Below are 26,511 nucleotides of genomic sequence, written 5' to 3' on the forward strand. Positions count from 1 at the left end.
AAGACCATGCGCCTCAAACACAGCCTGCTCCTCCTGGGACTGATCGCTCCCGTCCTCGCCCTCGGGTCGGCTTCCGCCCCGGGGCAGGAAGCCGCGCCTGCCGGATCGCCTGAGCCTGCGGAGGCGGTGCGCTCCTACGAGGTCAGCATCCCCGACACGGGCGACGAAGCGCTGGACGGCGCGCTGCGTCGCGCCTCGGCGCTGGAAAACCTGCGCGACAGCGTGACGGTGGATGCCGACGGGCTGATCGCCCGCGCCATCGGCGAGGCCGGCAACATCCGCGATGCGCTGCGGTCCGAAGGGTACTATGCCGGCAGCGGCCGGGTCACCCTGGCCGGCGAGGCACCGGATGCCGCCGGCTTGGCGCAGCGGCTGGCCGCCATGCCGGGCCCGGTTCCCGTGGTCGTGACGGTGGAGCGCGGCCCGCAATACACCTACGCCCCCGCCCTGCTGGTGGCGGACCCGCCCGGTGCTTCCCTGGCGGATGCCGGCGACGCCATCCTACCGGCGGGCGAGCCGGCCCGCGCCGCGCCCGTGATCGACACGCAAAACCGGCTGGTCAGCAACCTGAAGGACAGCGGCCACCCCTTTGCCGCGGTAGGCCGCCGCGTGGTGGTGGACCATGACACGCGGCGAATGGAGGTCACCTACCGCGTCACGCCCGGCCCGGTGGCGCAGTTCGGCACGCCCACCGTGTCGGGGCAGGAGCAGGTGGACGACCGGCTGCTCGCCAACGTGGTGCGGCCGCTCGCGGGTCGCACCTACAGCCAGGCCGAGATCGACAAGACCCGGCGGGACCTGGTGGCGCTCGGCGTGTTTTCCACCGTGCGCGCCCGCGCCGCCGACCGGCTGGACGCGGCCGGCACCCTGCCCGTCAGCTTCACGGTGGCCGAGCGGGCACGCCATTCCATCGGCTTCGGCGCCGCCTATGAAACCCGCTATGGCCCGACCCTGAGCACCTTCTGGGAACATCGCAACCTGTTCGGCGGCGCCGAGCGGCTGCGGGTGGAGGCCGAAGCCAACCGCCTGGGCACCAGCGGCAACACAGATGATACCGGCGGCAAGCTGTCCGCGAACCTGCGGCAGCCCTGGTTCCTCGGCAGCAACCAGACCCTGGTCTACGACATCGCCGTGCTGCGCGAGCGGCTGGACGCCTATGACCGCGATGCCTTCACCGCCTCGGTCCTGCTGGAACGGCCGATCACGGAAAAGCTGACCATCTCCGCCGGTCCGCTGGGCGAGGTCAGCCGCGTCACGCAGGATGACATCACCACCAACTACCAGTTGCTCGGCGCGCTGGGGCAGGTGCGGTGGGAGGATGTCGACAGCCTGCTGAACCCGTCCCGCGGGCTGCGCATCACCGCGCTCGCCAGCCCGATCTACAACTTCACGGACGCGGACCTCTTCACCCGCACCCGGTTGCAGGCCAGCACCTATCTTGACCTGTCCAGCGACAAGGGCAGCATCCTGGCGTTGCGCGGCGTGGTCGGCAGCATCCTGGGCGCCGAGATCGGCGGCGTGCCGCCGGACAAGCGCTTCTACGCCGGCGGCGGCGGCTCGGTACGCGGCTACGACTACCAGTCCATCGGCCCGCGCACCCGCGGCGACCAGCCGCGCGGCGGCCTGTCCCTGGTGGAAGCCAGCATCGAGCTGCGCCAGCGCATCCGGGGGCCGATCGGCATGGCCGCCTTTGTCGACGCAGGCTCGGTGGGCACGGACGTGACGCCGGAATTCGGCAACATGAAATACGGCGCCGGCCTGGGCATCCGCTACGACACCGCCATTGGCCCGCTGCGCGCCGATGTCGGCATTCCCCTGAACAAGGAGCGGGGCGACAGCGCCTTCGGCCTGTATGTCGGCATCGGGCAGGCATTCTGATGCGCCGCGTCCTGAAATGGGTGGGCGGCGTGGTCGCCGTGCTGCTGCTGTTGCCGGTGCTGCTGATCGGGGGCGTGCTGCTCGGCGCCAACACCGCGCCCGGGCAGCGCGCCATCGCGGACCTCGCGCACCGCTTCGTACCTGGTCTTTCCATAGAGGGTCTCAGCGGCCCCATCCCCGGCAGCCCGGGCTTCGGCAAGCTGACCATGTCCGACAGCAAGGGTCCCTGGCTGGTCGTTGAGGACGGACGGATCGAGCTTGGCCTGTCCGCGCTTCTGAACCGCGAGTTGCTGATCAACCGTGTGGCGGCCAGCCGCGTGGCGCTGCTGCGGCTGCCGGAAGCCGATCCCAATGCCCCGCCACCGCCGCCCAGCGAACCCGGCCCCCTGGTGCCGGCGCCGCCCCAGTTGCCGGTCGCCGTGCGCTTGCTGGCGCTGGACGTGGCGCGCATCGAGATCCCGCGCGAGCTGATTTCCGCCACGGAGGAGGAAGCCAGCCCCGGCGGCTTCGCCCTGTCGGCACGGGGCAATGCCAGCCTCGTCGCGCAGGTGCTGGACGCCCGCCTCCGGCTGGAGCGGCTCGGCCAGCCCGGTTCGCTGAACCTGGAAGCCGGGCTGGACCCCAAGTCGTCGCTGCGCCTGGGACTGCGGGTGCAGGAACCGGCGGGGGGCGTGCTGGCCACCGCCATCGGCGCCCCCGCCAATGCCACCGACCTGACGCTCAGCCTGGACGGCCCGGCCAGCGGTGCGGCGCTGCAGGCGCAAGGCACCATCGGCGAGGCCGCACGCTTCAACGCCGCCGGCACCGTGGCGATGAACCCCGACAGCTCCGCCCACATCGTGCTGCACGGCGAGGCCGCGACGCCGACCCTGCTGCCTCCCCCTGCCCGGCGGGTCGAATTCGCCATCGACGCGGCGCAAACGCCGGCCGGCGGATTGAACCTTGCCCGCCTGTGGCTGCGCGCGCCGGGCGGTGAGGCGACGGCGCAGGGCAACCTGGAACGGCTGACCCTGACCGGGCGCGTGGCGGACTCCTCCGCCCTGGCGCCGCTGGTGCCGGAGATCGTGGGCTGGGAATCCATCGCGCTGGACGGCAGCATCAGCAACGGCCAGGACTTCGTGCTGCGCGTGCAGCCCCAGGGGCTGCGCCTGCCGGCGCCGGCGGACGCCGCGCTCGGTCCCGCGCCTGTCGCGGAATACGCCGGCACGCTGTCGCGCATCGAACGCTTCACGCTGGATGGTGCCGCCGCGCGGCTGGAAGCCTCTGGCGGCTTCGCGGACGGGCTCGATCTGGCGCTGCACCTGGTGGTGCCCGAAGTCAGGCGCATCCGGGAGGAGGTGTCCGGGCCGCTGGACCTGCGCGCGACGGTGAAGGGCCCCGCGGCGAACCCGGCCATCGCCGCGCGGCTGACCAGCCCCGGCCTGACGGCGGCGGGGCGCCGCATCGAGAACCCGGACCTGCAGGTCGAGACGCCGGCCGTGATGGGCCTGACCGGCACCGCCCGGCTTGCCGCGCATGCCGAGGGGCAGCCGGTTTCCCTGGCGCTGCAGGCGGCGTCGGAAGGCGCGTTCATCCGGCTGCGCGAGGCGCGTGGTCAGTTCGGCCCCATCACCATGGGCGCCGATGGCAGCTTCGATACGGTGGCCAAGCTGTTCGACGGCTCAGCCTTCGTGAAGTCGGACAACCTGGCGCCACTCAGCGCCCTGGCCGGCCAGCCGGTGGCCGGCCGCATGGACCTGACGGCCACGTTGCGGCCGCAGGGCGGGCAGCAGGGTATCGATGCCCGCCTTCAGCTGGCCCAGGTGCAGGCCGCCGGGCAGACCGTCGGCGCCAACCTGACGCTGAAGGGCACCGACGCGGCGCTCGACTTCAATGCCGATGCCAAGCTGACCCAGGGCAATGTGTCTGGCCGCGGGCGCTTCACGCGGGGCAGCACGGGCATGCGCTTCGACCTCGCCGCGCTGGACGTGTCGCAGGGCGAGTACGGCGTCCGCCTGGAAGCCCCCGCCACCATTCTGCTGCCGCCATCCGGCGCCGTGGAGATTCCCGGCCTGCGCCTGGCCGGCCGGCCGGGCGGCAACGTCACCATCACCGGGCATTGGGGGCCGGACCGCGCGGACCTGCGGATGGCCCTGGCGACCCTGCCCCTGTCGCTGGCCAACAGCTTCGTGCCGGAGCCGCAGCTCGGCGGCAGCATCACCGGCGACGTGCGCGTCACCGGCCCGACCACGGCCCCGGAGGTGAACGCCGTCATCAACGGCACCGGCCTGACCGTGGTGGCCCCCTGGTCGCGCGGCTGGCCCACGGGCACGCTGCGGGTGGAAGCCACGCGCAGCGGCGCCGGTGCCGTGCGGGCGAATGCCACCTATCGCATGGGAGCACTGGCCAGCCTGAATGCCCGCGCAGAACTGCCGCAAGGCCCGGCCACCACTGCGCCGCTGTCGGCCAGCCTCGACGGCACGGCCGATCTGGCCACCCTGCTCGCCCCCACGCTGGGCGGTGGTGCCAACCGCGTCACCGGGCGCATCGCGCTGGCGGGCGGCGCCGGCGGCACGCTGGGCGCGCCGCAGCTGACCGGCACGGTGGACCTGACCAATGGCAGCGTGCGCAACCAGCTCTACGGCCTGCGGCTGAGCAACATCACCGCCCGGCTGCGGGCCCAGGGCGAGCGGATCCTGGTGGAGCGTTTCAACGCGCGGGCCGGCCAGGGCAGCATCGAGGCCAGCGGCTTTCTGGAACCCTTCGCCGCCGGCATCCCGATCGACATCGCCGTCACCGCCCGCAACGCGCAGCCCTTGCAAAGCGAGCTGATCACGCTGTTGACCGACGCCGACCTGCGCTTCACCGGCCCGCTGCAAACAAACCCGGCGCTGGGCGGCACGGTGCGGCTGCAACGCGCTGTTATCAACATCCCGCAGCAGCTGCCCGGCGGCGGCGTGACCACCCTGGGCGATGTGCAGGAGCGTGGCGGTCCGAACGCCCGGCCCGCCGGGGCCGTGCCCCGCCGCAACGCCGCGCCGCCGGCACCGAACCTGGAGGCCACCCCCGCCGCCCCCGTGGCGCTGAACCTGCGGATCGAGGCGCCGCAGGCCATCCTGGTGCGCGGGCGCGGGCTGGACGCGGAGATGGGCGGCAGCATCCGCATCGGCGGCACAGCGGCGGCCCCCTCGCCCGATGGCACCTTCTCGCTGCGGCGTGGCACCTTTCAGCTGCTCGACCGCCGGCTGAACTTCAGCCGCGGCAATCTGGTGTTCGATGGCGCCGGGCTGCTGCCCAGCCTGGACTTCGCGGCCACCACCACGGCGCAGGGCGTCACCATCACTGTCACCATCAGCGGACCGCCCAACGCGCCGAAGATCGAGTTCACCTCCTCGCCCGAGCTGCCACAGGACGAGGTGCTGGCGCGGCTGCTGTTCGGCCGCTCGGTGGACAAGCTGTCCGCCTTCGAGGTCGCGCAGCTGGCTTCCTCCATTGCCGGCACGGCGGGGCTGACGGGGGGTGGGCGGGGCTTTTTCGGCCGGCTCGCGGACCGTCTCGGCCTGGACCGGCTGGGGGTCGGCAACAGCACGGACAACGAAGCCGGCGGCAACCGCAACGGCGCTGAGAATTCAGCGCTCCAGGCCGGCGGTTATATCGGCCAGGGCGTTTATGTTGGCGTCGAGCAGGGGTTGGAAGGCGGGCCGCGCGTCGGCGTGGAAGTCGAGCTGACCCCGCGCCTGAAGCTGGAAAGCTCCACCGGCGGCCGTGGCGGCGAGCGCCTCGGCCTGAGCTACGAGTTCGAATACTGACACATCGCTGGCCCTGGCTGCCGGCCAGCGCACCTCATGGAGCAGACAGAATGTCCAGCAGCATCATTCTCCGCCGTGTCTGCCAGGGCGCCCTGCTCCTCGCCATCGCCGGCAGCCTGGGCGGCTGCGGGCTGGTGGCCTTGCCGTTTCGCGCCACCAGCGCCGTGGTCAAGGTCGTGCCTGTGGCGGGCGACGTCGTGGCGGCGCCGTTCGATGCGACAGCGGAAGTGATCGACTGACGGCAAAGGCTGGGGCATCCTCGGCATGCGCTTTGCAAACCATTGCATTGTGCATCGTACCGAGATGAGGACCCCATGCCGTTGCCTGGACGACGCGTTCTCGCGGCTTTCACCATGTGTCTGGCCCTGGCCGCGCCCGCGGCGCGGGCGCAGGATTCCTGGCCCACCCGGCCGATCCGCCTGATCATTCCCTTTGGGCCGGGTGGCATCAGCGACAGCGTCGCCCGCCTCGCCGCGGAATGGCTCGGCCGCCATCTCGGCCAGCCCGTCATCCCGGACAACCGCCCCGGCGGAAACGGCGCCATCGGACTGGAAGCCGCGGCCCGCAGCCCGGCCGATGGCTACACCCTTCTGGCTGCCAGCGCGTCGCACGTGGTCGTGCTGCCCCTCATGCAAAACCTGTCCGTGGACCCGGCTCGCGACCTGATGCCGATTTCGATCACGGCCACCAACCCGCTGGTGCTGGTAACCTCGGCAGCTCTTAACACCGGCAGCCTGCCCGAATTCGTGCAGGTGGTGGGGCGCCAGCCCGGCAAGCTGGACTATGCTTCCGGTGGCACGGGCGGGCTGAGCCACCTGGGTATGGGCTTTCTGCTGCATCGCCTGGGGCTCAGCATGGAACACGTGCCCTACCGCAGCGGACCGCTGGCGGTACAGGATCTGCTCGCCGGGCGGGTGCCTGTCTACCTCGGCAACTACATCGACATCGCGGGGCTGCTGCAGTCGGACGGCCTGCGGGTGCTGGCCGTCACCTCGCCCCAACGCAGCATCGCCTTGCCGGCCGTGCCGACGGTGGCCGAGCAGGGCTACCCGGGCTTCGAGCTGGGCACCTGGAACGGCTTGGCCGCCCCCGCCGGCCTGCCCCCGGCCATTCGCGACCGCATCGCCGCCAGCATGGCCAGGGCCTGCGAGGATGAAGGCTTCCGCTCCGCGATCCTGCGCCTCGGCGCCGAGCCCAGCTGCGTTGGCAGTGCCGAGATGGCGGCGACCATCGCGCGCATGACGCCCGTGATGCGGGAAGCCATCGCCCTGTCCGGTACCAGGGTCGAATAGCCAAGCCCAACCACAACAACCAACTGGAGGTTCGCCCATGAACGACCGCATGGAGGCGTCGCCCAGCGCCGCCGAAATTTTCCTGCGTCAGCTTGGCGCCGCCGGCGTGGACTGGCTGTTCGCCAATGGCGGCACCGACTTCCCACCGATCGTCGAGGCCTATGCCAAGCTCGCGGACAGCAACCACCGCCTGCCACGGCCGATGACCGTACCGCATGAGAACGCGGCCGTCGCCATGGCGCACGGCGCCACCATGCTTCTGGGGCGGCCGCAGGCGGTGATGGTGCATGTGAACGTCGGCACCGCCAACACCATCAACGGCGTGCTGAACGCGGCGCGCGACCAGACGCCGATGCTGGTTCTCGCCGGCCGCACCCCCTATGCCGAGCACGGCCGCCACGGCGCCCGCACGCGCAACATCCACTGGGCGCAGGAGATGTTCGATCAGGCCGGCATGCTGCGCGAAGCGGTGAAATGGGATGGTGAGCTCCGCGACCCCGAGCAGGCCGCCGACCTTGGCCGGCGGGCGCTGTCCATCGCCATGGCCTCGCCGCGCGGCCCGACCTACGCGACGCTGCCGCGCGACACGCTGGCCGCGCCTGTCCGCCGCGCCATGGTCAAGGACGGCCCCCTGCCCGCCCCGGCGAGCCCACCGCCCGACCCTGACGCCATCGCCCAGGCAGCAGCATGGCTGGCACAGGCCGAGCGGCCGCTGATCATCACCGCCGCCGCCGGGCGCACGCGGGAAGGGTTCGACGCCTTGTCCGACCTCGCGGACCGTCATGCCCTGCCGGTCGTGTCGTTCACGCCCCGCTTCGTGAACCTGGCCGCCGATCATCCGATGCATCAGGGCTATGAGCCGGGGCCGCTGCTGGCCGAGGCCGACTGCGTGCTGGTGGTCGATACCGATGCCCCCTGGATTCCACATCTGGAAGGCCCCCCGGAAGGCTGCCGCGTCATCCACCTCGGCCCCGACCCTCTGTTTGCCCGCTACCCGATGCGCAGCTTCCCGACCGACCTGGCCATCACGGCCGATCCTGGCCCGGGTCTGCGCGCCATTGCCGCGGCCATGGCGGCCCTGCCGGCCGGGGCCGACATCGCCGCGCGCCATGCCCGCCTCCGTGAGCGTGGCACCGCGCAGCGCGCGGCCTGGGCCGCACAGGTGGCGGAGCCACCGGCTGGCGCGATCACGCCGGAATGGATCAGCCATTGCCTGGGGCAGGCGCTGGAGGACGATGCCATCGTCGTCAACGAATATCCACTGCGCCAGGCCTTCTGCCCCCGCACCCGCTGGGGCAGCTTCTACGGGCAAAGCACCGCGGGCGGCCTTGGGTGGGGGTTCGGCGCGGCGCTGGGTGCCAAGCTGGCGGCGCCGGACCGGCTGGTGGTCGCGACGCTGGGCGACGGGGCCTATGTGTTCAACAACCCCGCCGCCTGCCACTGGGTGTCGCAGGCCCACGGGCTGCCGGTCCTGGTGATCGTCTTCAACAACCGCATGTACGGCGCCGTACGAAACTCCACCCTGGCGATGTATCGGGACGGCGCCGCCGCAGCCCGGGGCGGCACGCTTCTGGCCGATCTCAGCCCCGCCCCGGCCTTCGAGGCCTATGCCGAGGCCAGCGGTGGATACGGAGAAAAGGTCAGCGATCCCGCCGCCCGGCCTGGCGCTTTGCTGCGTGCCATCCGCGCCGTGACGGTGGAGCGAAGGCAGGCATTGCTGAACGTTGTCTGCGACTATTAACAGCTTAGATCATATGACGACTTCATTTCATAAAACGCTGTTCTCACAGCTTTTCACAGAGACTGAATTAAATTTTCCTGGGTCTGTTCCAGCCTCTCGACATTGCCTGGCTTCTGGCCGATACCCGCTGAGGCGGTGCTGAACCGCGACGGCTGGCCTCTTGCCGGCCGCGCGAACGCCGCCTTTCCGTCCTGCGATACCAAGAGGTTTCCTGGCGCCCCCAGCGCCACCGGGACCATGCGGAATGGCGGTGGCGGTCCATCCAAGGAAGCTCCGTATCATGCGTGCCTTCGACGGCCAGATCTCCGGCAACCGGCCCATCCAACGCTCCACCGAAGAGAAGAAGCGTCAGCTTCGTGACCTGAAGGAAGCGCTTGCCGCCCTCAAACCGCATGCTGCCGCCAGCCTCCGCGAATCTTTGAACGCGAAGATCAAGGCGTTGGAAGTGGAGTTGGCTCCCCGCCGCTAAGCGCGCGTCGCTCGTCACGCCGATGCGGCGACGAGCTGATGGGCGTCGTCATGTGCGGAGTTGCTTCGGGACCGATCTCGGCATCGGCCCGGGTGGCCCGCGCCAAGCCTGTCAGCGCAATCTTTCGGAAGCGGGCAGGTCGCAGGGCTTAGGCACCAGGCAGTTCAGCCCTGCCCGGGCGGACAGCGCGGCGATCACCCTCGCCGCGCCGAACGACTTCAGGCGGCGGGGGTGGGCCCGCTGACCTTGCGCTCACCGGGCTTCGGTCCCGGCAGCTCGACCTCGATGGCCAGCGTCGACATGTCGCCGCCGCGGTCCAGGGAAACCTGAACCGCCTTGGCGTCGATGGCCACGTACTTGGAGATCACCTCCAGCAAGTCCTTCTGCAGCTTGGGCAGGAAGTCCTCGCCGGTGCGGCTGATCCGCTCGTGTGCCAGCACGATCTGCAGCCGCTCCTTGGCCGCGCCCGCGGTGGGCGGTGCCGCCTTGCGGTTAACCCGAAAGACGTCGATCCAGCTCATGCGGCCCTCCCGCCGAACAGCCGTGACAGGAAGCCCCTCTTCTCCGCTTCGATAAAGCGGTGCGGCCGGTCCTCGCCCAGAAAGCGTGCCACCGCATCGCCGTAGGCGCTGCCCGCGGTGGATACCGCATCCAGGATCACCGGGTTGCCGGTGTTGGAGGCCTTCAACACGCTCTCGCTTTCCGGGATGACGCCCAGCAGCGGGATGGCGAGGATCTCGCGGATATCCTCCAGCTTCAGCATCTCGCCCTTTTCGACGCGCGACGCATCGTAGCGCGTGACCAGCAGGTGCTCCTTCACCGGATCGCGCTTCTCCTCCGCCCGCTTGGAGCGCGACTGCAGCACGCCGAGAATGCGGTCGGAGTCACGCACCGAGGACACTTCGGGGTTGGTCACGATGATCGCCTGGTCGGCGTAGTAGAGCGCCAGCAGCGCGCCCTTCTCGATGCCGGCGGGGCTGTCGCACAGGATGTAATCGAACTCCTTGCTCAGCTCCTCGATGATCTGACCGACGCCTTCCTTGGTCAGCGCGTCCTTGTCGCGGGTCTGGCTGGCCGGCAGGATCGACAGGGTGTCCACGCGCTTGTCGCGGATCAGTGCCTGGTTCAGCCGGGCCTCGCCATTGACCACATTGACGATGTCGAAGACCACCCGGCGCTCGACGCCCATGATCAGGTCGAGGTTGCGCAGGCCGACGTCGAAGTCGATGACGACGGTCTTCTTGCCGCTTTGGGCAAGACCGGTGGCGAAGGCCGCGGAGCTGGTCGTCTTGCCGACGCCCCCCTTGCCGGATGTCACCACGATCACTTGCGCCATGGGATACAGTCTCCTCTCTGCCGGGCCGATAGTTTGATCTGGGAGACCCGGTCAGCCCAGCTTGTCGAATCGCATGCTTTCGCCGATCAGCCGCACCTGAACAGGCTTGCCGATCGGCGCTTCCGTCAGCCCTTCCCGCACGGCGTAGTAGCCGGCGATGGACACGAGCTCAGGGTCGAAGTTCAGTGCGAAGACGCGCGCATCCGTGTTGTTCTCGCCCCCCGCGATGGCACGGCCGCGCAGGGCACCATAGACGTGCACGTTGCCATCCGCGATCACCTCGGCGCCGGCATTGACCGTGCCGTTGACGATCAGGTCGGCGCCCTGCGCCCATACGCGCTGGCCGGCGCGCACGGGGATGTCGACCACCATGGTCGGGCGCATGCTGCCGGGCGGCGGCGGCGGTTCGGCCGGCGCGGCGGGGGTGGGCTGAGCCGGCGCGGGGGCGGCCGCCGCCTGCTGCGGCACCTCCTCCTCCTTGCCACCGCCGGCGGCGCGCAGCGGCGGCAAGCCGGCGGCCTGGGCGGCCGCCCGCATCTCGGGCGTGCCGCCGGTGGTGCCGATCGGCATGATCTCGATGCCGCGCAGCCCCGCGATCAGCCCACCGAAATCCACGTCCTGCGGAGCCTGCGACAGGTCGTCCAATCCCACCACGATGGGCGCGAAGCGCAGAAAGCCCGGGGCGCGGCGGAACTGGTCCCCCAGCGCGGGGACGATCACCTCCGGCCGCGCATCCAGCAACCGCAGCACCAACAGGTTGAAGTTGGCGCCGCGCAACCGGAACGGTTCAAGGCGGGGCTGGGCGGCGGGGGCTGACATGCGGTGCGGGCTGATCCTGGCTGGAGACGCAACGGCACCGCGGACGGCAACCATTTGTAAACCTATACATCGGGTGTGACGCTCCGCGAAACCCGCCACGCGGCCAAGCCAGAGGATTCGGTGCAATTCTGCCATAGTGTGGCCGAATCGCGCCGGCGCCCCTACCCTGGCCCGCCAGGAGGCCCGAGCCATGCCCAAGACTATTCCGACACGCGACAGCTACCGCCACTTCATCACGGTGCCGACCCGTTGGGCGGATCAGGACGCGCTGCAGCACATCAACAACGCGGTCTACTACACTTATTTCGATACCGCGGTGGCCCGTTTCCTGTTCGGCACCGGCGTGCTAGACGACCATGCCTCGGCCGTCACCGCCGTGGTGGTGGAAACCACCTGCCGGCATCATGCCCCAGCCTTCTTCCCGGACGTGCTGAGCGTCGGGCTGCGGGTCGGACATATCGGCACCACCTCGGTCCGCTACGAGATCGGCGTGTTCCGCGAGGGGCAGGACAATGCCTGCGCCGAAGGGCATTTCATCCACGTGCATGTGGACCGCCGCGACATGGCGCAAACCCGCCCGGTGCCGCCGGAGCTGATCGCCAAGCTGAAGCCTTTGATGGCAGGCTGACAGCCTCCACCACGCGCAACTGCCGGTTGTGCAGGCGCAGCAAAGCCCATCGCGCAGGCATCGCCCATCACGGCGCAGGATTCGAGCCCATGTCCGGCAGCGCGGCACGCAGGTTGCAAAGCCATGCCGGACCCGCAACCGCCGGATACCACGCGATGCCTGTGCCGACCCCCCGCTACCTGCCCCTGCCGCCTGTCCCCCGCCCTGCAGGCCCCGCACCATCCTGGTCGGCCGTGCTGGCCCAGGACTCGGCGGTGCTGCGGCAAGCTCGGCCGGGCCAACTGGACCAGCCCTATGCCGCAGCCGACTGGTGCCGATGGGATCTGTTCCCCGCCCCCGATCCGAACCGCCCCTGCTTGGTGATACTGCATGGTGCGGGCAGCGCGGCGGGGGAATGGTGCTCGGGTGACCGGCGCGATTGCGGCGCGCTTGCGGATGGACTGCGCGACCACGGCTGGGCGTCTGCCCTGCCTGGCCGTGGCCACGTGCCCCAGGCCAGCCCGACGCGGATCGTGCATGAAACCCACCGGGCCCTGGACTGGCTGGCGGCGCAGGGTGCGCGACACGGCCTTGGCGGGCCGGTGGTGCTGGCGGGCTGGGGAGCCGGGGCGTTGCTGGCGGCGTTGCTGCTGGACCATCCGGTCGTCGCCGCCGGCATCGGGCTCTGTGGCGAATACGAACTGGAAGGCTACGCGGGCCTGGGGGCCACGGAACTTGAAGCCGCGGCGCTGTCGCCATCGCAGCTGCCGGTGGTGCGCAAGCGCTTTATTCTGGCCCACGACGGCGGCACCAGCGCCGCCTCGGCCACGGCCTTTCACGAGGTACGCGGGGCGGCGGGCGGCGGCGGGCGCCTGATCGGCCTGCCGGGCCAGGGGCTGGGCCGCCTGCTGGACTCGCTGCGCGCACCGGACGGCGCCTTGTGCCGCGCCGTCCTGGAATTGCTGCCCGGGGCCTGAACGCCACCCCGGGCGTGGGCCTCAGCCCTTCCGCTCGATCAACTCGATCTTGTAGCCGTCCGGGTCCTCGACGAAGGCAATGACGGTGGTGCCGAACTTCACCGGCCCCGGCTCGCGCGTGATCTTGGCGCCGGCGCCGCGCAGGGCCTCGCAGGTCGCATAGATGTCGGGCACGCCGATCGCGATGTGCCCGAAGGCGGTGCCCATCTCGTATGTGTCGACGCCGTAATTGTAGGTCAGCTCGATCACGCCGGCCCCGGTGCTTTCCGGTGCATAGCCGACGAAGACCAGCGTGTACTTGCCGTCCGGCACGTCGTTGCGGCGCAACTCCTGCATGCCCAGCAGGCGGGTATAGAAGTCGACGCTGCGGTCCAGGTCGCCGACGCGAAGCATCGTGTGCAGAAAGCTGCTCATGGCGGGGTGTCCTCGTGAATGCGGGTGCCTGGCTCAGCCGGCCGGCGGTGCCCAGGCGGGGTCGAACGGATTCAACGCCAGGATAAACAGACCGTTCGCCTCGGCGGCGGCCAGCGTCGCCTCGCGGTCGATCACGATGGTGCCATCCGCCTGAATGGCGAGGCCCCGCAGCCCGGCGGCAGCGGCGGCCAGCACGGTGTCGGGCCCGATGGTCGGCAGGTCGGCGCGGCGGTCCTGGCCCGGCTTCATCACCTTGACCAGCACGCCGCCCGGCCCGTCCCGCCGCAGCGTTCCGGCCCGGGCCAGCATGGCATCGGTTCCCTCGATCGCCTCAACCGCCAGCACCAGGCCCTGCTGCACCACGGCGCCCTGGCCGATATCCTGGGCGCCGATCGCCCGCACCACGGCCAGGCCGCGGCGGATGTCCTGCACCGCCTGCTCGTCCGGCCCGGCGGTGGTCAGGAGGCCCGGCTGGTCGACCATCAGCTCCGCCATGACCTGGCGGGCTTCCAGGGGGTTGAAGCCTTCCTCCCGCAGCACCTGCACCACGGCGGACAGCAGCGAATCATCGCCGCCGAAGGCCTTGATGCCGACGCGCGGCACCAGCCGCGCAGCCCCGGCGTCCGGGCGCAGCGACAGAAAGCTGGGCCGCTTCACCGCGCCGGCCAGGATGAGATCCCGCACGCCGGCGGCGCGCAGCCAGTCCAGCATGCGCCCCGCAGCGCCCATGCGGCATACGATGTGGGGGTAGGCCGTGAAGTCCGCCGGCTGGCCGAAGCCTTCCAGCACCACCACATGGACCGCCCGCCCCGCCGCCACGGCGGAAGCGGCGGCGCGCTGCGGCAACAGCCCGCCGCCGGCGATCAGCCCGAGCGGCCCGCCCAGCGGCTGGGACATGCCCAGCTGGCGCTGCAAGGCCCCACCCGGCGCCACCGGGTCAGCCCTCGGCCGCGTCGTCGTCCTCGACCATCTCGCGCCCGGCCTTGCACAGCCCGCGCTTGCTGTCGGCGCGCACGAAATCGAGGATCTCGGCCACCACCGGGTCGGTGCCATGCTGCGCCTGGACCGCCGCCACCCGCTCGTCAAACACGCCGGGCGACCGGAACAGGGTGCGGTACAGCCCGCGCAGCACGTTGATCTGCGGGCGCGGAAAGCCACGGCGCTTCAGGCCGATCAGGTTCAGGCCCGTCAGCCGCGCCCGGTTGCCCATCACGGCGCCGAAGGGGATGACATCGGCCTCCACCCCGCTCATGCCGCCGATCACCGCTTGGCGACCGATGCGGACAAACTGATGCAGCGCCGCGCCGCCGCCGACAAAGGTGGTATCGGCAATCTGCACATGGCCGCCGAGCATCACGTTGTTGGCGAGGATCACATGGTGATCCAGCGTGCAGTCGTGACCCACATGGGCAACGCACATGATCAGGCAATCCGGGCCGATGGTGGTGACGCCGTGCCCGCCCACGCTGCCGCGATGGATGGTGGCATGCTCGCGCACCACGGTGCGGGCGCCGACCACCACGCGGGTCGGCTCGCCCTTGTACTTCAGGTCCTGCGGCGGCAGGCCGATGCTGGCAAAGGCGAACACCTGCACGCCTTCGTGCAGGTGGGCATGGCCATCGATCACGGCATGCGAGGTCAGCACGCAGCCGGCTTCCAGCACCGCATCGGGGCCCACCACGCACCAGGGGCCGATGCGACAGTTGGCGCCGATCCGCGCCCCTTCCGCCACCACGGCCGTGGGGTGGATCTCGGCGCTGGGGTCGATGCCGGCGGACAGCATGGTCACCTGATCCGGCACGCTCACGCGCCGACGATCATGGCGGTCACGGTCGCCTCGGCCACGGTCGCGCCGTCCACGCGGGCGACGCAGGCGAACTTCCACACGTTGCCGCGCTGCCGCTCCTTGGTCACGGTGATGCGCAGCTGGTCGCCCGGCACCACGGGGCGGCGGAACTTGGCGTTCTCGATGCTCATGAAATACACCAGGCGGCCACGGGCGGATTCACCCAGGGTCTCGACCACCAGCACGCCGGAAGTCTGGGCCATGGCTTCCACGATCAGCACGCCCGGCATCACCGGGTGGCTGGGGAAATGGCCCTGGAAGAAGTTCTCGTTGGCGGTGACGTTCTTGATGCCGACCGCGCTCTCGCCCAGCACGACCTCGACCATGCGGTCGACCAGCAGCATCGGGTAGCGGTGCGGGATCGCCTGCATGATGCGGGCGATGTCGAAGGCCTCGATGCGCGTGCCGCCGGTGTCGCCGGAAGCCTGTTCTTGCTGGTCCATGCTTGTCAGTCCGTCTTGTCTGGCCGCTGCGGGCCGCTGGGCGCCAGCGCGGACTTCCCGCCGCGGGCGCCGATGTTGCGCAGATGGATGGAGGCGCGGAGCGAATCGCGCAAGGGGATGGCCGGCGTGCCCGTCACGTCCATTCCCTCCGGAATGTCGGTCAGCACGCCCGCCTGGGCGCCGATGCGGGCGCGCGATCCCACCTTGAGATGGCCCGCCAGCCCCGCCTGCCCTGCGGCGGTCACGTAATCGCCCAGCACCGTGGAGCCCGAGATCCCCACCTGGGACACCAGAACGCAACCACGCCCGGTCACCACGTTGTGTCCGATCTGCACCAGGTTATCGATGCGCGTGCCGTCACCGATCACCGTGTCGTCCAGGGTGCCGCGGTCGATGCAGGCATTCGCGCCGACCTCCACCTCGTCGCCGAGCAGCACCCGGCCAAGCTGTGGCAGGGTGACGAAGCGACCCTGCGGCGTGGGCGCGAAGCCAAAGCCTTCCTGCCCCACCCGGGCACCCGGATGCAGCGTCACACGATGCCCGGCCACGCAATGCGACACGCTGGCGGAAGCCAGGATCCGGCAATCGTCGCCAAACCTGCATCCCGGACCGATCACGGCATGCGCGCCCACGACGCAACGCGCGCCCAGCACCGCCCCGGCGCCGATCACGGCATAGGGGCCGACCTCGCAGCCCTCGCCGAGCTCGGCATCCGGCGCCAGCACGGCGCTCGGGTGGATGCCCGCCGCCACGGCGGGCGCGGGGTGGAACAAGGCCGCGACACGGGCGAAAGCCAGTTGCGGCGTGGCCGAGACCAGCGCCACGGCCCCCTCCGGCAACGCCGCCAGCGACGTTTCCGCCAGCACCACCGCGCCGGCCTTGCTGGCACGCAGGGCTTCGAGGTTGCGGCGGCCATCGACAAAGGACACCTCCCCCGCCCCCGCTGAGCGCAGCGGTGCCACGCCGTGCAGCAGCCGGCCCGCGTCGCCCACCGCGCGGGCACCGGCGGCCTCGGCCAGAACGGCCAGGCTATGCGGGCCCGTGACGGGGTGAAAGCGCGGGTCGACCGGCACGGCGGCGCCTCAGTTCCGCCGGGGCGCCTGGCCCTGCGCGGGCGGGCGCTGCCCCTGGCCGGCCGGCGCGGAGGCGGCGGCGGGCGTGGCTTCCTCGGGCGGCACCGTCACGCTCTTGAGCACGCGGTTCAGCTGCTGCGCCACCTCGGCCGTCAGGTCGAACGGCGGGTCGTTGTAGATGACCAGCGGCCGCGGCAGCACCAGGTTGACCTTGCGGCTGGCGGACACCTGCCGGATCACCGTGGCCAGCGCCTGCTCGATCTCCATCAGGCTGCCCTGCGCGGCCTGCTCGATCGCGCGCGAGCGGTCGCGGAAGATACGCTGGGCGTCCTGCACGCGGTCCTGCAGGTCACGCTCCTTGGTGCGCAGATCCTCGGGCGACAGGCCGGCCCGCTGCGCGGCCAGGGCCTGCTGCTCGTCGCGCCAGCGCGCCTGCTCGCGCTGCAGGTCCTCGTTCAGCTTGGCGCGCCGCTTCTCGATTTCCTCGCGCACGGCGTTGAAGGCGCTGGAGTTGCGCTGCACTTCCGGCACGTCCACGATGCCGATCACCGCGGCGGGCGGCTGCTCGCCGGGCGGCAGCGGCGCCGGGTTGGGCTGCACGGCGCGCTGCGGCGGACGCTGCTGCTGCTGCGGGGGGCGCTGCTGCTGCTGCGCCGGGCGTGGCTGCTGTGCCGGGGCGGCGCCCCCTTGCCCCTGGCCGGGCACGAACCAGTCCTGCTGCTGGGCCATGGCGGCGCCGCCCAGCATCGTGGTCGAGAGAAGGATCGCCGCCAGGGCGACCGGTGCGCGTCGCGCCATCGTGGAAATACTCCGTGCAGGCCGGGTGGTTGAAAGCGGGACGGCCTTGCGTGCCGTCGCCCCGGCTTGTTGGGCAGGGCGCCCGGTGGGCGGCCCCGCAGGATGGAATGCCGGCAGCGACGGCAAGCGGAAGCCGGTCAGAAGCGTGTGCCGAAGCCGAAGCGGAAGACCTGCGTTTCGTCGTAGGACTTCTTTACCACGGCCTGGGCAACGTCGATGTTGATCAGGCCGAAGGGGCTGCGCCAGGAGATGCCGACGCCGGCACCGACGCGCGGGCTGCTGTCGTCGACCACGCCCGTGCCGGCGTTGACATCGCTGAGCGAACCGACGTCGACAAAGGCGCGGCCGGTGATGCCGATATCAGCGGGCAGTGGCAGCGGAAAGCGCATCTCCGTGCTTTGAGTCCAAAGCACCCGTCCACCTAGCGAGTCCGAACCATCCGCGTTGGTCACACGCGGCCCGGCACCGGCGACCGCGAAGCCGCGCAGGTTCTCGCCACCCAGGAAGAAGCGATCGATGATGCGCTCGGGCTTGTCGTCGAAGCTGCGCATGATGCCACCGCCAGCCGACAGTGCCAGCACGTAGTCCGGATCACCCAGCCAGCGCTCGAACGGAATGTAGTAAGTGCCTTCCAGACGCGCGCGAACGAAGGCCACGTCGCCGCCAAGACCGGCGAGATCGGTACCCAGCCGCAACACATAGCCGCTGCGGGGATCAAGACGGGAATCCCGGGTATCATAGGTCAGCGTCTGGCCGATCTGCGACAGCACGGTCACACCCACCTGCTCTCTAATGACCTGACGCTTCAACGAGTTCTCGTCGATACTGAACACGTTGCGGCGGGACAGGGTATAGGCCCAGGACTGCCGCAACCGCTCGTTAAACTCGTAGCCAGCGCGGACGGCGCCGCCATACCGGCGCTCCTGGTAGCCGGAGTAGTCGCGCAGATCGCGCGTCACGTAGAACAGGTCGGCGCCGACCGACAGGTTGCGGTCCAGGAAGGACGGGTCGGTCACCGACAGGTCCACCGAGCTGCGGCGCTGCGCGATGGTGGTGTTGATGCGGGAGTCGATGCCCGTGCCGAGCAGGTTGCGCTCGCGCAGGCCGATATCGGCCAGTGCGCCGGCATCGGTGGAATAGCCGCCGCCCAGCGACAGCTCGCCGGTCGCCCGCTCGTTCACCGTCGTCGTCAGGATCACCCGGTCCTGCTGCGATCCGGGCTGCGAGGTGATCTGTACGTTCTGCTCGAAATAACCCAGGTCGCGGATGCGCTGGCGCGACCGCAGCACCGCGGCGTTGTTGAAGGCATCACCCTCGGCCAGCCGCATCTCGCGCCGGATCACGCGGTCCTGGGTGCGGGTGTTGCCCGTGATGTCGATGCGCTCGACATAGGCGCGCTGGCCTTCCGCTGCCTCGAACACGAGGTCGATGGTCTTGCTGTCGGGGTTGCGGGTGATGCGCGGCGTCACCTCGACAAAGGGCGCGCCCAGCACGTTGGCGCTGTCCTGCACGGCTTGCACGGAGCGCTCGATCGCGTCGCCGTCGTACCAATCGCCGGAATTGACCTCCAGCGCATCCTGCAGCTGCGCGCCGGACACGTTGCGCAGGGTGGACGTCACCTCGACCTTGCCGAGGCGGTAACGGATGCCCTCGTTGATCGTATAGGTCAGGAAGAAGCCGCTGCGGTCCGGCGCCAGCTCGGCGCTCGCGCCGGTGATCTCGGCATCGGCGAAGCCGTTGCGCTGGTAGTAGCGGCGCAGCAGCTCGCGGTCGAAGTTCAGCCGCTCGGGCTCATAGGTGTCGGACGAGGAGAAGGGGCGGTACCACGCCTGCTCGCGCGTCGAGACGATTTCCTTCAGGCGGCTGTCGGAGAACTGGTCGTTGCCCACGAAGTTGATACGCGAGATCAGGGCGGTGTCGCCTTCGGTGATCTCGAACACCACGTCCACGCGATCCTGCTCGCGCTGGATGATCTTGGGCTCGATGCGGGTGTTGAAGCGGCCGCGGCGGGCATACAGCTCCAGCAGGCGGGCGCGGTCGTTCTGCGCGGCGGCATCGGTATAAACCGAGCGCGGCTTCAGCGTCGTCTCGGTCCGGAGGTTGTCGTCGCCGATCTTGCGGTTGCCTTCGAAGACCACCTGATTGACGATCGGGTTTTCCCGGACCGTCACTACCACGCGGTCCCCGTCGCGGCCGATCTGCACATCGCGGAACAGGCCCGTGGCGAAGAGCGTCCGCAGGCTGCGGTCCTGCCGGTCGCTGTCAAAGCGGTCGCCGGGCTGGAGCAGCATGTAGGAGCGGATGGTATCCGCCTCGATCCGCTGGTTGCCACGGACCTCGATGGCGCGGATCACCTCGCCGGCCGGGCGCGCCGCGGCGGCGGTGGCCGGCGCAGCACGGCGCGCGGGGGCCGTTCGCTGGGTCTGCGCCTCGGCCGCCAAAGGCAGCACGACGGGGACCAAGCAGGTGGCAGCGAGCAGAAGGGCGCGTGTGGCGTGCAAAGGATTCGGTCCGGACCCTGGAGTCATTGATCGAGGCCACGAACGGGCCGGCGCGGGCCGGAGACTAGCCGGGAACCATCCCCCCCGCCAGCCCCTGGACCGCCCGGCGATTTATGCCCTGTTCACCTTCGGTTGCAACACGTTGCCGAGATTCGCGCGCCGGCTCAGCCGAACAGGCGCACGACGTCCTTGAAGGTGGTGAAGACGAACAGTGCCACCAGCAGCAGCATGCCCGCGCGAAAGCCGTATTCCATGACGCGCGGCGGCACGGGACGGCCGCGGATCGCTTCCAGCGCGTAGAACACCAGATGACCGCCATCCAGGACCGGGATGGGGAATAGGTTGATCAGCGCCAGATTGACCGACAGGATGGCGATGAAGCTGACCAAGCTCGCCACGCCCATCAGCGCCACCTGCCCCGACAGCTGGGCGATGCGCAGCGGCCCGCCCAGGTCATCCGTGCCGCGCTGGCCGGTCACCATCTGCCAGATGCCGGCAAGCGTCTGCCCGGTGATGTCGGCGGTCTGCGCCACGCCGGCGGCCACGGCGCTGAATGGGTTGAGCCGGCGGAACTCCGGCGCGCCGCCTGTCACGCCCAGCACGCCGACGGTGCCGCCATTGGCCTCGCGGGCATCGGGAGTGGCGGTGAGCTGCTGCTCGGCGCCTTCGCGGCTGATGCGCAGCTGCACCGGCTGCCCGGCACGGGCCTGGATATGGCGCTGCACTTCCTCGAACCGCCCGATCGGCTGGCCGTCCAGGGACAGGATGCGATCGCCCGGCAGCAGGCCGGCGCGGGCGGCCGCGCTGTTTTCCACCACGCCCCCGACGGTGGCCGCCGGCTGCGGCTGGCCGATGCTCATGTAGAGCCCGGCGAACAGCACGGCGGCCAGGATGAAGTTGGCCGCAGGGCCGGCCGCCACCACGATGGCACGGTCGCGCACCGGCTTTTCATGGAAGGTCCGGCCCGGCAGCCAGCGGGCACGCTGTTCCGGTGTCGCGTCGTCCGGGCCTTCCTGGCCGTGCAGCTTCACGAAGCCGCCCAAAGGCAGCCAGGACAGCCGCCATTCGGTGCCGCGCTTATCGGTCCATTTGCGGATGGCGCGCCCGAAGCCGATGGAAAAGACCTCGACATGCACGCCGCGCCAGCGGGCCGCCAGGTAGTGGCCCATTTCGTGCACGAAAACGAGCACGCCCAGCACCACGAGGAAGGACAGCACCGTGCGCAGGCCGTCGGACAGGAATTCCAAGGTCAACTCTCCGTCCCCGGTGGGGGCGTGTGGGGGTCAGGCCGCGCGGCGGGCGGCGCGGGCTGTGGCATCCTGCCGCGCCGCGGCATCCAGCGCCAGCACGGCCTTCAGGTCAGGCACGGCGGGCGAACCCAGGGCCGACAGCGTTTCCTCCACCACCTCGGCGATGCCGAGAAAGCCGAGCCGCCGCTGCAGGAACAGGCCCACCGCCGCCTCGTTGGCGGCATTCAGAATGGTGGTGGCGCCGGGACCCGCCCGCAAGGCTTCCCGCGCCAGCCGCAACGCGGGGAAACGCCGCGTATCCGGGGCGTAAAACTCCAGCCGGCCCAACGTCACCAGATCCAGGCGCGGCACCCCCACCGCCATGCGACGTGGCCAAGCCAGGGCGTGGGCGATGGGCGTGCGCATGTCGGGCGAGCCGAGCTGGGCCAGCACCGAGCCATCGGCATACTGCACCATGCCGTGCACCGTGGACTGCGGATGCACCAGCACCTCGATCCGCTCCTCCGGCATCGCGAAGATGCGGGCGGCCTCGATCAGCTCCAGGCCCTTGTTCATCATGGTGGCGCTGTCGATGCTGATCTTGCTGCCCATGGACCAGACCGGGTGCTTCAGCGCCTGCTCCACCGTCACGGCGGCCATCTGCTCCGGCGTGAACAGGCGGAACGGACCGCCCGAGGCGGTCAGCACGATTTTCTCCACCACCGAGGGATCACGGGCGTCCAGCGCTTGGAAGATCGCGTTGTGCTCGGAATCCACCGGCAGAATGGTGGCGCCGGATGCCGCGGCTTCCGCCAGCACCAGGTGCCCGGCGCAAACCAGGGCCTCCTTGTTGGCCAATGCCAAGGTACCGCCGCGGGACAGTGCGGCCAGCGTCGGTTCCAGCCCGGCGGCGCCGACAATGGCGGCCATGGTCCAGGCGGCCGGCAGCCGGGCGGCGGCCAGCACCGCCTCCGGCCCGCAGGCATGCGCGATGCCGCTGCCCGCCAAGGCAGCTTCCAAAGCCGGCGCGGCGGAAGGATCCGCCAGGACGGCCACCTGCGGCCGCAGCCGGCGCGCCTGCTCAGCCAGCCCGGCGACATCGCGGCCCGCCACCAGCGCAACCACCTCGAACTCACCGGGGGACGCCGCATCGAGCAGCGCCACCGTGCTGCGGCCCACCGAACCGGTGCAGCCGAGGATGGAAACGGTCTTCACCGCCACAGCACCACGCCATAGCCGACCGCCAGGGCCAGCAGCGCCGCCACGGGCGCCGCCGCGATCAAGCCGTCCAGCCGGTCCAGCAGCCCGCCATGGCCGGGGATCAGCGCCGAGCTGTCCTTGACGCCGAAATGCCGCTTGAAGGCGCTTTCCAGCAGGTCACCGATCTGGGTGGCCACGCCCAGCAGTGCCGCGATGCCGGCCGCCTTGATCATGTCATCCGGATAGGGCGTCGCCCAGGCGGCCACGCCGGCGCCGATCGCCATGCAGCACAGCAACCCGCCGACGGCGCCCGACCAGGTCTTGCCCGGCGAGATCGCCGGCGCCAGCTTCGGGCCACCCACCATGCGCCCGACGATGTAGGCGCCGATGTCGCTGGCCCAGACCACCGCGATCAGAAACAGGACGTTGTCGCGCCCCGCCTCGTTGTCGTGACGCAGCGCGATCAGGGAAATGCCGGCGATGCCCACATACAACACGCCGAAGCCCAGCCAGCCGGCCGACGCCGGGCGCCCGTCCCGCCGCCGCATCCAGCCCGCGCCGCCCCAGGTGGCGGCAGCGCCCATCAGCAACAGCGCGAGTGCCCACCAGTTGTAGCCCAGCACCGCGATGGCGCAGGCAACGAACACCGCGGCCGGCACCGCCGCCCCGGGCAGCACCCGGTTGCGCAGGCCGCACAGATGCACCCATTCCCACACCAGCCCGGCAATGGCGACGGCCATCAGCGCGGTCCAGGGCAAGGCCCCCAGCCAGATGCACAGCAGGGCCCCCGGCCCCAGCACGGCGGCGGAGATGGCGCGCTTCTTCAGGTCCCGCCAGCGCTTGGCGTCCGACGACGCGGCCTCTGCGCTCACCGGCTCAGCCCGCGCCGTAGCGGCGGTCGCGCCGGGCAAAGGCGGCCATGCCCGCGGCCAGCTCGGCGGCGCCGAAGTCGGGCCACAGCACGTCCGTGAACCAGAACTCGGCATAGGCGGCCTGCCACAGCAGGAAGTTGGACAGCCGCTGCTCGCCCGAGGTGCGGATGATGAGGTCGGGGTCCGGCATGCCGACGGTGGACAGGTTGCGCTCCAGCAGCGCCTCGTCCAGCTCGTCCGGATGCAAACGGCCGGCCGCCACCTCGCGGGCCAGCGCGCGGGCGGCCCCCGCAATCTCGGTGCGGCTGCCGTAGGACAGGGCGACCGTCAGGTTCAACCCCGTGTTGTTGGTGGTCAGCGCCTCGGCATCGCGAATCGCGGCGGTGGTTTCGCGCCCGAAGCGCTCCCGCTCACCGATCACGCGGAGCCGCACGTTGTTGCGGTGCAACGCAGCGATCTCGTGCCGCAAGTAGAAGCGCAGCAGGCCGGTCAGGTCCCGCACCTCGTCATCCGACCGCTGCCAGTTCTCGGACGAGAAGGCGAAGAGCGTGAGCCAGCCGATGCCGGCCTGCGCCGCGGCCTCTACCGTGCGGCGCACCGCATCGGCGCCCGCCTTGTGGCCCAGGGCGCTGGGCAGGCCCCGCCCCCGCGCCCAGCGGCGGTTGCCATCCATGATGATGCCGACATGCACCGGCACGCCCGGCGGCGTGCCACCCGTGATCACCGGTGCTGTCGCACCCTTGGCCGCGCTCATGATGAGTGTGTTACCCGCGTGCAGGAGTGGCGATCAGACCGTGCGGATATCCTTGTCCTTTTCGACCAGCATGTCGTCCACCTTCTTGATGGTGCCGTCCGTCATCTTTTGTACGTCGTCCGACCAGCGCTTGGCGTCGTCCTTGGAAATCTCGGACTTGGTTTCCCAGCCCTTGATCTGCTCCATGCCGTCGCGCCGCACGCCGCGGGCGGCGACCTTGGCGGATTCGGCATACTTGGAAGCCTGCTTGGCCAGTTCGTTGCGGCGCTCGGCGGTCAGCGGCGGCAGCGGCACGCGGATCGTCTGGCCCTCGGTCTGCGGGTTCAGGCCCAGCCCAGAGTCGCGGATCGCGACCTCGACGGCCTTGATCGCCGAACGGTCCCACACCTGCACGGACAACATGGACGGCCCGCCGACGGCGATATTGGCCACCTGCGTCAGCGGCTGGTTGGCGCCGTAGAGCTCGACCCGGATGGGCTCCAGCAGCGCCGGCGAGGCGCGGCCGGTGCGGAGGCCGGAGAATTCCTTCTTGAGCGACTCCAGCGCGCCATCCATGCGGCGCTGCAGGTCCAGCTTCAGCTTCGGGAAATCGGCGGGAGCGGCCATGGCGGGGCGTCCTTCTTCTCTAGGCTTAATGATCAACGACCGTGGTGAACTTGCCTTCGCCCTGCATGACGGCGGTGAAGGCACCCGGCTCGTGGATGTTGAAGACGATGATCGGCAGCTTGTTCTCGCGTGCCAGGCTGATGGCGGCGGCGTCCATCACCGCCAGGTCGCGCGCCAGCATGTCCAGGTAGGTCAGCGAGACGTAGCGCTCGGCATTCGGGTTCTTGCGCGGGTCGGCGGAATACACGCCGTCCACCTGCGTGCCCTTGAACAGCGCGTCGCATTTCATTTCGGCGGCGCGCAGCGCGGCGGCGGTGTCGGTGGTGAAGAACGGGTTGCCGGACCCGGCGGCGAAGATCACCACCCGCCCCTTCTCCATGTGCCGCTCGGCGCGGCGGCGGATGAAGGGCTCGCACACGCTGCTCATGGGAATGGCGGACTGCACGCGGGTAGCCACGCCCGCCCGCTCCAGCGCGCTTTGCATGGCCAGGGCGTTCATGACAGTGGCCAGCATGCCCATGCTGTCCGCCTGCGCGCGGTCCATGCCGGAGGATGCGCCGGCCACGCCACGGAAGATGTTGCCGCCGCCCACCACCAGGCAGACCTCGACCCCGAGTTCCACCACGCCCTTGATGTCGACCGCGATGTCCTTGACCGTCTGGTTGTCCAGGCCATAGTCGCGGCTGCCCATCAACGCCTCACCCGACAGCTTGAGCAGGACGCGCTTGTAGATGGGTGCAGGCATGCCGGCGGAACTCCATGGGCTTCAGGCGTCAAAGGATGACAGCGCATCGTGGCGAGGCGATGGCGCGCGGGCGCACGATAGGCAGGCGCCCCACGGCCGGCAAGGCACGGCCGGGTGACCCTGCCCTTACATGAAGACGGGGGCACCGGCCAAGCCGGCGCCCCCGCCAGATTTAGTTCGGCAGGCCGGTGTCAGACCGTACCGGCGGCCGCCGCGACCTCGGCGGCGAAGTCGCCGACCTGCTTGTCGATGCCTTCGCCCAGCTGGAAGCGGGCGAAGCCCGTCAGCTTGGCACCAGCCTTCTGCACCACGGCCTTCACGCGGCTTTCGCCGTCATGCACCCAGACCTGCTCCAGCAGCACCACTTCCTCGTAGTACTTGCGGACGCGGCCCTCGACCATCTTCTCGATGATGGCATCGGCCTTGCCGGAAGCGCGGGCCTGCTCCATCAGCACCGCCTTCTCGCGCTCCAGCGCGGAAGGGTCGACGGCGTTGACGTCCAGGCTGTCCGGGCGGGCAGCCGCGACGTGCATGCCGATCTGACGGCCCAGCGTTTCCAGCGCCTCGGCCTCCGAAGGGGCCTCCAGCGCCGCCAGCACGCCGATCTTGCCGAGACCCGGCTTGACGGCGGAGTGGGTGTAGGTGGCGACCACGCCCGACGGCACCGTCAGGCGCTTGGCGCGGCGGATCGTCATGTTCTCGCCGATGGTGGCGATCAGGCGCGTCAGCTCCTCCTGCACCGAATGGCCGGTGCCGGGGAAGGTGACGGTCTTCAGCTGCTCGATGTCGTCGCCATAGGTCAGCACCAGGCTGGCGGCTTCCGACACGAAGTTCTGGAACAGCTCGTTGCGCGCCACGAAGTCGGTCTCGGCATTGACCTCGATCATACCGGCGACCTGCGGGCCGCTGGCCACGCCGACCAGACCCTCGGCCGCCACGCGGCCGGACTTCTTGGCGGCGGCGGCGAGGCCCTTCTTGCGCAGCCAGTCGACGGCGGCCTCGATGTCGCCACCGTTCTCCACCAGCGCCTTCTTGCAGTCCATCATGCCCGCGCCGGTCTTGTCGCGCAGGTCCCGCACCATCAGGGCAGTGACTTCAGCCATATCGTTCGCTCCCGACTGTT

25 protein-coding genes are annotated in these 26,511 nt (G+C 70.3%); 8 read left to right on the forward strand and 17 right to left on the reverse strand.

Annotated elements, in window-relative coordinates; all coding sequences use genetic code 11:
• Positions 1–6: 6 nt before the first annotated feature.
• The 6 genes from IAI59_RS13230 (at position 7) to IAI59_RS13255 (ending at position 9,168) form a co-directional block, all read left to right on the forward strand.
• Positions 7–1,878: an autotransporter assembly complex protein TamA gene (locus tag IAI59_RS13230; protein ID WP_207418155.1), complete on the forward strand. Its 1,872-nt coding sequence runs from the start codon at positions 7–9 to the stop codon at positions 1,876–1,878.
• Positions 1,878–5,666 (forward strand): translocation/assembly module TamB domain-containing protein, encoded by a 3,789-nt coding sequence (locus tag IAI59_RS13235; RefSeq protein ID WP_207418153.1) that lies wholly within the window; start codon positions 1,878–1,880, stop codon positions 5,664–5,666. The genes IAI59_RS13230 and IAI59_RS13235 overlap by 1 nt, the downstream gene beginning before the upstream one ends.
• Positions 5,667–5,716: 50 nt before the next feature.
• Positions 5,717–5,905 carry a DUF6726 family protein gene (locus IAI59_RS13240; protein ID WP_207418151.1) on the forward strand — a complete coding sequence of 63 codons (189 nt, stop codon included), beginning with the start codon at positions 5,717–5,719 and terminating at the stop codon, positions 5,903–5,905.
• Positions 5,906–6,019: 114 nt separating this feature from the next.
• Positions 6,020–6,958 (forward strand): Bug family tripartite tricarboxylate transporter substrate binding protein, encoded by a 939-nt coding sequence (locus IAI59_RS13245; protein ID WP_207418149.1) that lies wholly within the window; start codon positions 6,020–6,022, stop codon positions 6,956–6,958.
• Positions 6,959–6,995: 37 nt separating this feature from the next.
• Complete coding sequence (locus IAI59_RS13250; protein ID WP_207418148.1) at positions 6,996–8,699, forward strand: thiamine pyrophosphate-requiring protein; 1,704 nt, start codon at positions 6,996–6,998, stop codon at positions 8,697–8,699.
• 280 nt (positions 8,700–8,979) lie between these two features.
• The gene (locus IAI59_RS13255; RefSeq protein WP_207418147.1) at positions 8,980–9,168 is read left to right on the forward strand and encodes a hypothetical protein; all 189 of its coding nucleotides are present in this window, start codon (positions 8,980–8,982) and stop codon (positions 9,166–9,168) included.
• A 218-nt stretch (positions 9,169–9,386) separates the two neighbouring features.
• Here the strand turns inward: IAI59_RS13255 and minE are convergent, their stop codons facing one another.
• The 3 genes from minE to minC are packed head-to-tail and all read right to left on the reverse strand — an operon-like array spanning position 9,387 to position 11,323.
• Positions 9,387–9,689, reverse strand: coding sequence for a cell division topological specificity factor MinE (gene minE / locus IAI59_RS13260; RefSeq protein ID WP_207418146.1), 303 nt, complete (start codon positions 9,687–9,689; stop codon positions 9,387–9,389).
• Complete coding sequence (minD, locus tag IAI59_RS13265) at positions 9,686–10,504, reverse strand: septum site-determining protein MinD (RefSeq protein WP_207418145.1); 819 nt, start codon at positions 10,502–10,504, stop codon at positions 9,686–9,688. The genes minE and minD overlap by 4 nt, the downstream gene beginning before the upstream one ends.
• A 51-nt stretch (positions 10,505–10,555) precedes the next feature.
• Positions 10,556–11,323 carry a septum site-determining protein MinC gene (minC, locus tag IAI59_RS13270; RefSeq protein WP_207418144.1) on the reverse strand — a complete coding sequence of 256 codons (768 nt, stop codon included), beginning with the start codon at positions 11,321–11,323 and terminating at the stop codon, positions 10,556–10,558.
• 190 nt (positions 11,324–11,513) lie between these two features.
• On the opposite strand from minC, the gene IAI59_RS13275 reads away from it, so the two are divergent.
• Together IAI59_RS13275 and IAI59_RS13280 are read left to right on the forward strand one after the other, a co-directional pair.
• Entirely contained in the window at positions 11,514–11,951 is a 438-nt protein-coding gene (locus tag IAI59_RS13275; protein ID WP_207418143.1) for an acyl-CoA thioesterase, read from the forward strand.
• A gap of 155 nt (positions 11,952–12,106) precedes the next feature.
• Entirely contained in the window at positions 12,107–12,907 is an 801-nt protein-coding gene (locus IAI59_RS13280) for an alpha/beta hydrolase (protein WP_207418141.1), read from the forward strand.
• A 21-nt stretch (positions 12,908–12,928) separates the two neighbouring features.
• Here the strand turns inward: IAI59_RS13280 and gloA are convergent, their stop codons facing one another.
• From gloA to tsf, 14 genes are all read right to left on the reverse strand, one after another.
• Positions 12,929–13,321, reverse strand: coding sequence for a lactoylglutathione lyase (gloA, locus tag IAI59_RS13285; protein WP_207418139.1), 393 nt, complete (start codon positions 13,319–13,321; stop codon positions 12,929–12,931).
• Positions 13,322–13,354: 33 nt separating this feature from the next.
• Positions 13,355–14,218 (reverse strand): LpxI family protein, encoded by an 864-nt coding sequence (locus IAI59_RS13290; RefSeq protein ID WP_207418137.1) that lies wholly within the window; start codon positions 14,216–14,218, stop codon positions 13,355–13,357.
• Between the two features lie 40 nt (positions 14,219–14,258).
• A complete protein-coding gene (gene lpxA / locus IAI59_RS13295; protein WP_207418442.1) occupies positions 14,259–15,104 on the reverse strand; it encodes an acyl-ACP--UDP-N-acetylglucosamine O-acyltransferase in 846 nt (281 codons plus the stop codon).
• Between the two features lie 20 nt (positions 15,105–15,124).
• Positions 15,125–15,610, reverse strand: coding sequence for a 3-hydroxyacyl-ACP dehydratase FabZ (fabZ, locus tag IAI59_RS13300; protein WP_207418135.1), 486 nt, complete (start codon positions 15,608–15,610; stop codon positions 15,125–15,127).
• A 5-nt stretch (positions 15,611–15,615) separates the two neighbouring features.
• Complete coding sequence (lpxD, locus tag IAI59_RS13305) at positions 15,616–16,683, reverse strand: UDP-3-O-(3-hydroxymyristoyl)glucosamine N-acyltransferase (protein WP_207418134.1); 1,068 nt, start codon at positions 16,681–16,683, stop codon at positions 15,616–15,618.
• A gap of 9 nt (positions 16,684–16,692) precedes the next feature.
• A complete protein-coding gene (locus tag IAI59_RS13310) occupies positions 16,693–17,481 on the reverse strand; it encodes an OmpH/Skp family outer membrane protein (protein ID WP_207418133.1) in 789 nt (262 codons plus the stop codon).
• Between the two features lie 137 nt (positions 17,482–17,618).
• Positions 17,619–19,982 carry an outer membrane protein assembly factor BamA gene (gene bamA, locus IAI59_RS13315; protein ID WP_207418132.1) on the reverse strand — a complete coding sequence of 788 codons (2,364 nt, stop codon included), beginning with the start codon at positions 19,980–19,982 and terminating at the stop codon, positions 17,619–17,621.
• 164 nt (positions 19,983–20,146) lie between these two features.
• Entirely contained in the window at positions 20,147–21,229 is a 1,083-nt protein-coding gene (gene rseP, locus IAI59_RS13320; RefSeq protein ID WP_237181222.1) for an RIP metalloprotease RseP, read from the reverse strand.
• 36 nt (positions 21,230–21,265) lie between these two features.
• Complete coding sequence (gene dxr / locus IAI59_RS13325) at positions 21,266–22,432, reverse strand: 1-deoxy-D-xylulose-5-phosphate reductoisomerase (protein WP_207418131.1); 1,167 nt, start codon at positions 22,430–22,432, stop codon at positions 21,266–21,268.
• Positions 22,423–23,283: a phosphatidate cytidylyltransferase gene (locus IAI59_RS13330; protein ID WP_237181127.1), complete on the reverse strand. Its 861-nt coding sequence runs from the start codon at positions 23,281–23,283 to the stop codon at positions 22,423–22,425. The genes dxr and IAI59_RS13330 overlap by 10 nt, the downstream gene beginning before the upstream one ends.
• Positions 23,284–23,287: 4 nt before the next feature.
• A complete protein-coding gene (gene uppS, locus IAI59_RS13335; RefSeq protein ID WP_207418128.1) occupies positions 23,288–24,037 on the reverse strand; it encodes a polyprenyl diphosphate synthase in 750 nt (249 codons plus the stop codon).
• 33 nt (positions 24,038–24,070) lie between these two features.
• A complete protein-coding gene (frr, locus tag IAI59_RS13340) occupies positions 24,071–24,643 on the reverse strand; it encodes a ribosome recycling factor (RefSeq protein WP_207418126.1) in 573 nt (190 codons plus the stop codon).
• A 25-nt stretch (positions 24,644–24,668) separates the two neighbouring features.
• On the reverse strand, positions 24,669–25,388 hold the full coding sequence (pyrH, locus tag IAI59_RS13345; protein WP_207418124.1) for a UMP kinase: 720 nt from the start codon (positions 25,386–25,388) through the stop codon (positions 24,669–24,671).
• A gap of 191 nt (positions 25,389–25,579) precedes the next feature.
• Positions 25,580–26,491, reverse strand: a complete 912-nt coding sequence (gene tsf, locus IAI59_RS13350) for a translation elongation factor Ts (protein ID WP_207418122.1) — start codon at positions 26,489–26,491, stop codon at positions 25,580–25,582.
• Positions 26,492–26,511 lie beyond the last annotated feature (20 nt).

It is taken from the genome of Roseomonas haemaphysalidis (assembly GCF_017355405.1).
Lineage (GTDB): Bacteria > Pseudomonadota > Alphaproteobacteria > Acetobacterales > Acetobacteraceae > Pseudoroseomonas > Pseudoroseomonas haemaphysalidis.

What these genes read in the sequence shown, in the direction of transcription:
- minE (WP_207418146.1), bottom strand. Translation starts at nt 9,689, where the DNA reads ATGAGCTGGATCGACGTCTTTCGGGTTAACCGCAAGGCGGCACCGCCC.
- IAI59_RS13235 (WP_207418153.1), top strand. Translation starts at nt 1,878, where the DNA reads ATGCGCCGCGTCCTGAAATGGGTGGGCGGCGTGGTCGCCGTGCTGCTG.
- IAI59_RS13250 (WP_207418148.1), top strand. Translation starts at nt 6,996, where the DNA reads ATGAACGACCGCATGGAGGCGTCGCCCAGCGCCGCCGAAATTTTCCTG.
- IAI59_RS13230 (WP_207418155.1), top strand. Translation starts at nt 7, where the DNA reads ATGCGCCTCAAACACAGCCTGCTCCTCCTGGGACTGATCGCTCCCGTC.
- minD (WP_207418145.1), bottom strand. Translation starts at nt 10,504, where the DNA reads ATGGCGCAAGTGATCGTGGTGACATCCGGCAAGGGGGGCGTCGGCAAG.
- uppS (WP_207418128.1), bottom strand. Translation starts at nt 24,037, where the DNA reads ATGAGCGCGGCCAAGGGTGCGACAGCACCGGTGATCACGGGTGGCACG.
- pyrH (WP_207418124.1), bottom strand. Translation starts at nt 25,388, where the DNA reads ATGCCTGCACCCATCTACAAGCGCGTCCTGCTCAAGCTGTCGGGTGAG.
- IAI59_RS13290 (WP_207418137.1), bottom strand. Translation starts at nt 14,218, where the DNA reads ATGTCCCAGCCGCTGGGCGGGCCGCTCGGGCTGATCGCCGGCGGCGGG.
- IAI59_RS13275 (WP_207418143.1), top strand. Translation starts at nt 11,514, where the DNA reads ATGCCCAAGACTATTCCGACACGCGACAGCTACCGCCACTTCATCACG.
- IAI59_RS13310 (WP_207418133.1), bottom strand. Translation starts at nt 17,481, where the DNA reads ATGGCGCGACGCGCACCGGTCGCCCTGGCGGCGATCCTTCTCTCGACC.
- IAI59_RS13245 (WP_207418149.1), top strand. Translation starts at nt 6,020, where the DNA reads ATGTGTCTGGCCCTGGCCGCGCCCGCGGCGCGGGCGCAGGATTCCTGG.
- gloA (WP_207418139.1), bottom strand. Translation starts at nt 13,321, where the DNA reads ATGAGCAGCTTTCTGCACACGATGCTTCGCGTCGGCGACCTGGACCGC.
- tsf (WP_207418122.1), bottom strand. Translation starts at nt 26,491, where the DNA reads ATGGCTGAAGTCACTGCCCTGATGGTGCGGGACCTGCGCGACAAGACC.
- IAI59_RS13280 (WP_207418141.1), top strand. Translation starts at nt 12,107, where the DNA reads ATGCCTGTGCCGACCCCCCGCTACCTGCCCCTGCCGCCTGTCCCCCGC.
- fabZ (WP_207418135.1), bottom strand. Translation starts at nt 15,610, where the DNA reads ATGGACCAGCAAGAACAGGCTTCCGGCGACACCGGCGGCACGCGCATC.
- lpxA (WP_207418442.1), bottom strand. Translation starts at nt 15,104, where the DNA reads ATGCTGTCCGCCGGCATCGACCCCAGCGCCGAGATCCACCCCACGGCC.
- IAI59_RS13240 (WP_207418151.1), top strand. Translation starts at nt 5,717, where the DNA reads ATGTCCAGCAGCATCATTCTCCGCCGTGTCTGCCAGGGCGCCCTGCTC.
- frr (WP_207418126.1), bottom strand. Translation starts at nt 24,643, where the DNA reads ATGGCCGCTCCCGCCGATTTCCCGAAGCTGAAGCTGGACCTGCAGCGC.
- minC (WP_207418144.1), bottom strand. Translation starts at nt 11,323, where the DNA reads ATGTCAGCCCCCGCCGCCCAGCCCCGCCTTGAACCGTTCCGGTTGCGC.
- IAI59_RS13255 (WP_207418147.1), top strand. Translation starts at nt 8,980, where the DNA reads ATGCGTGCCTTCGACGGCCAGATCTCCGGCAACCGGCCCATCCAACGC.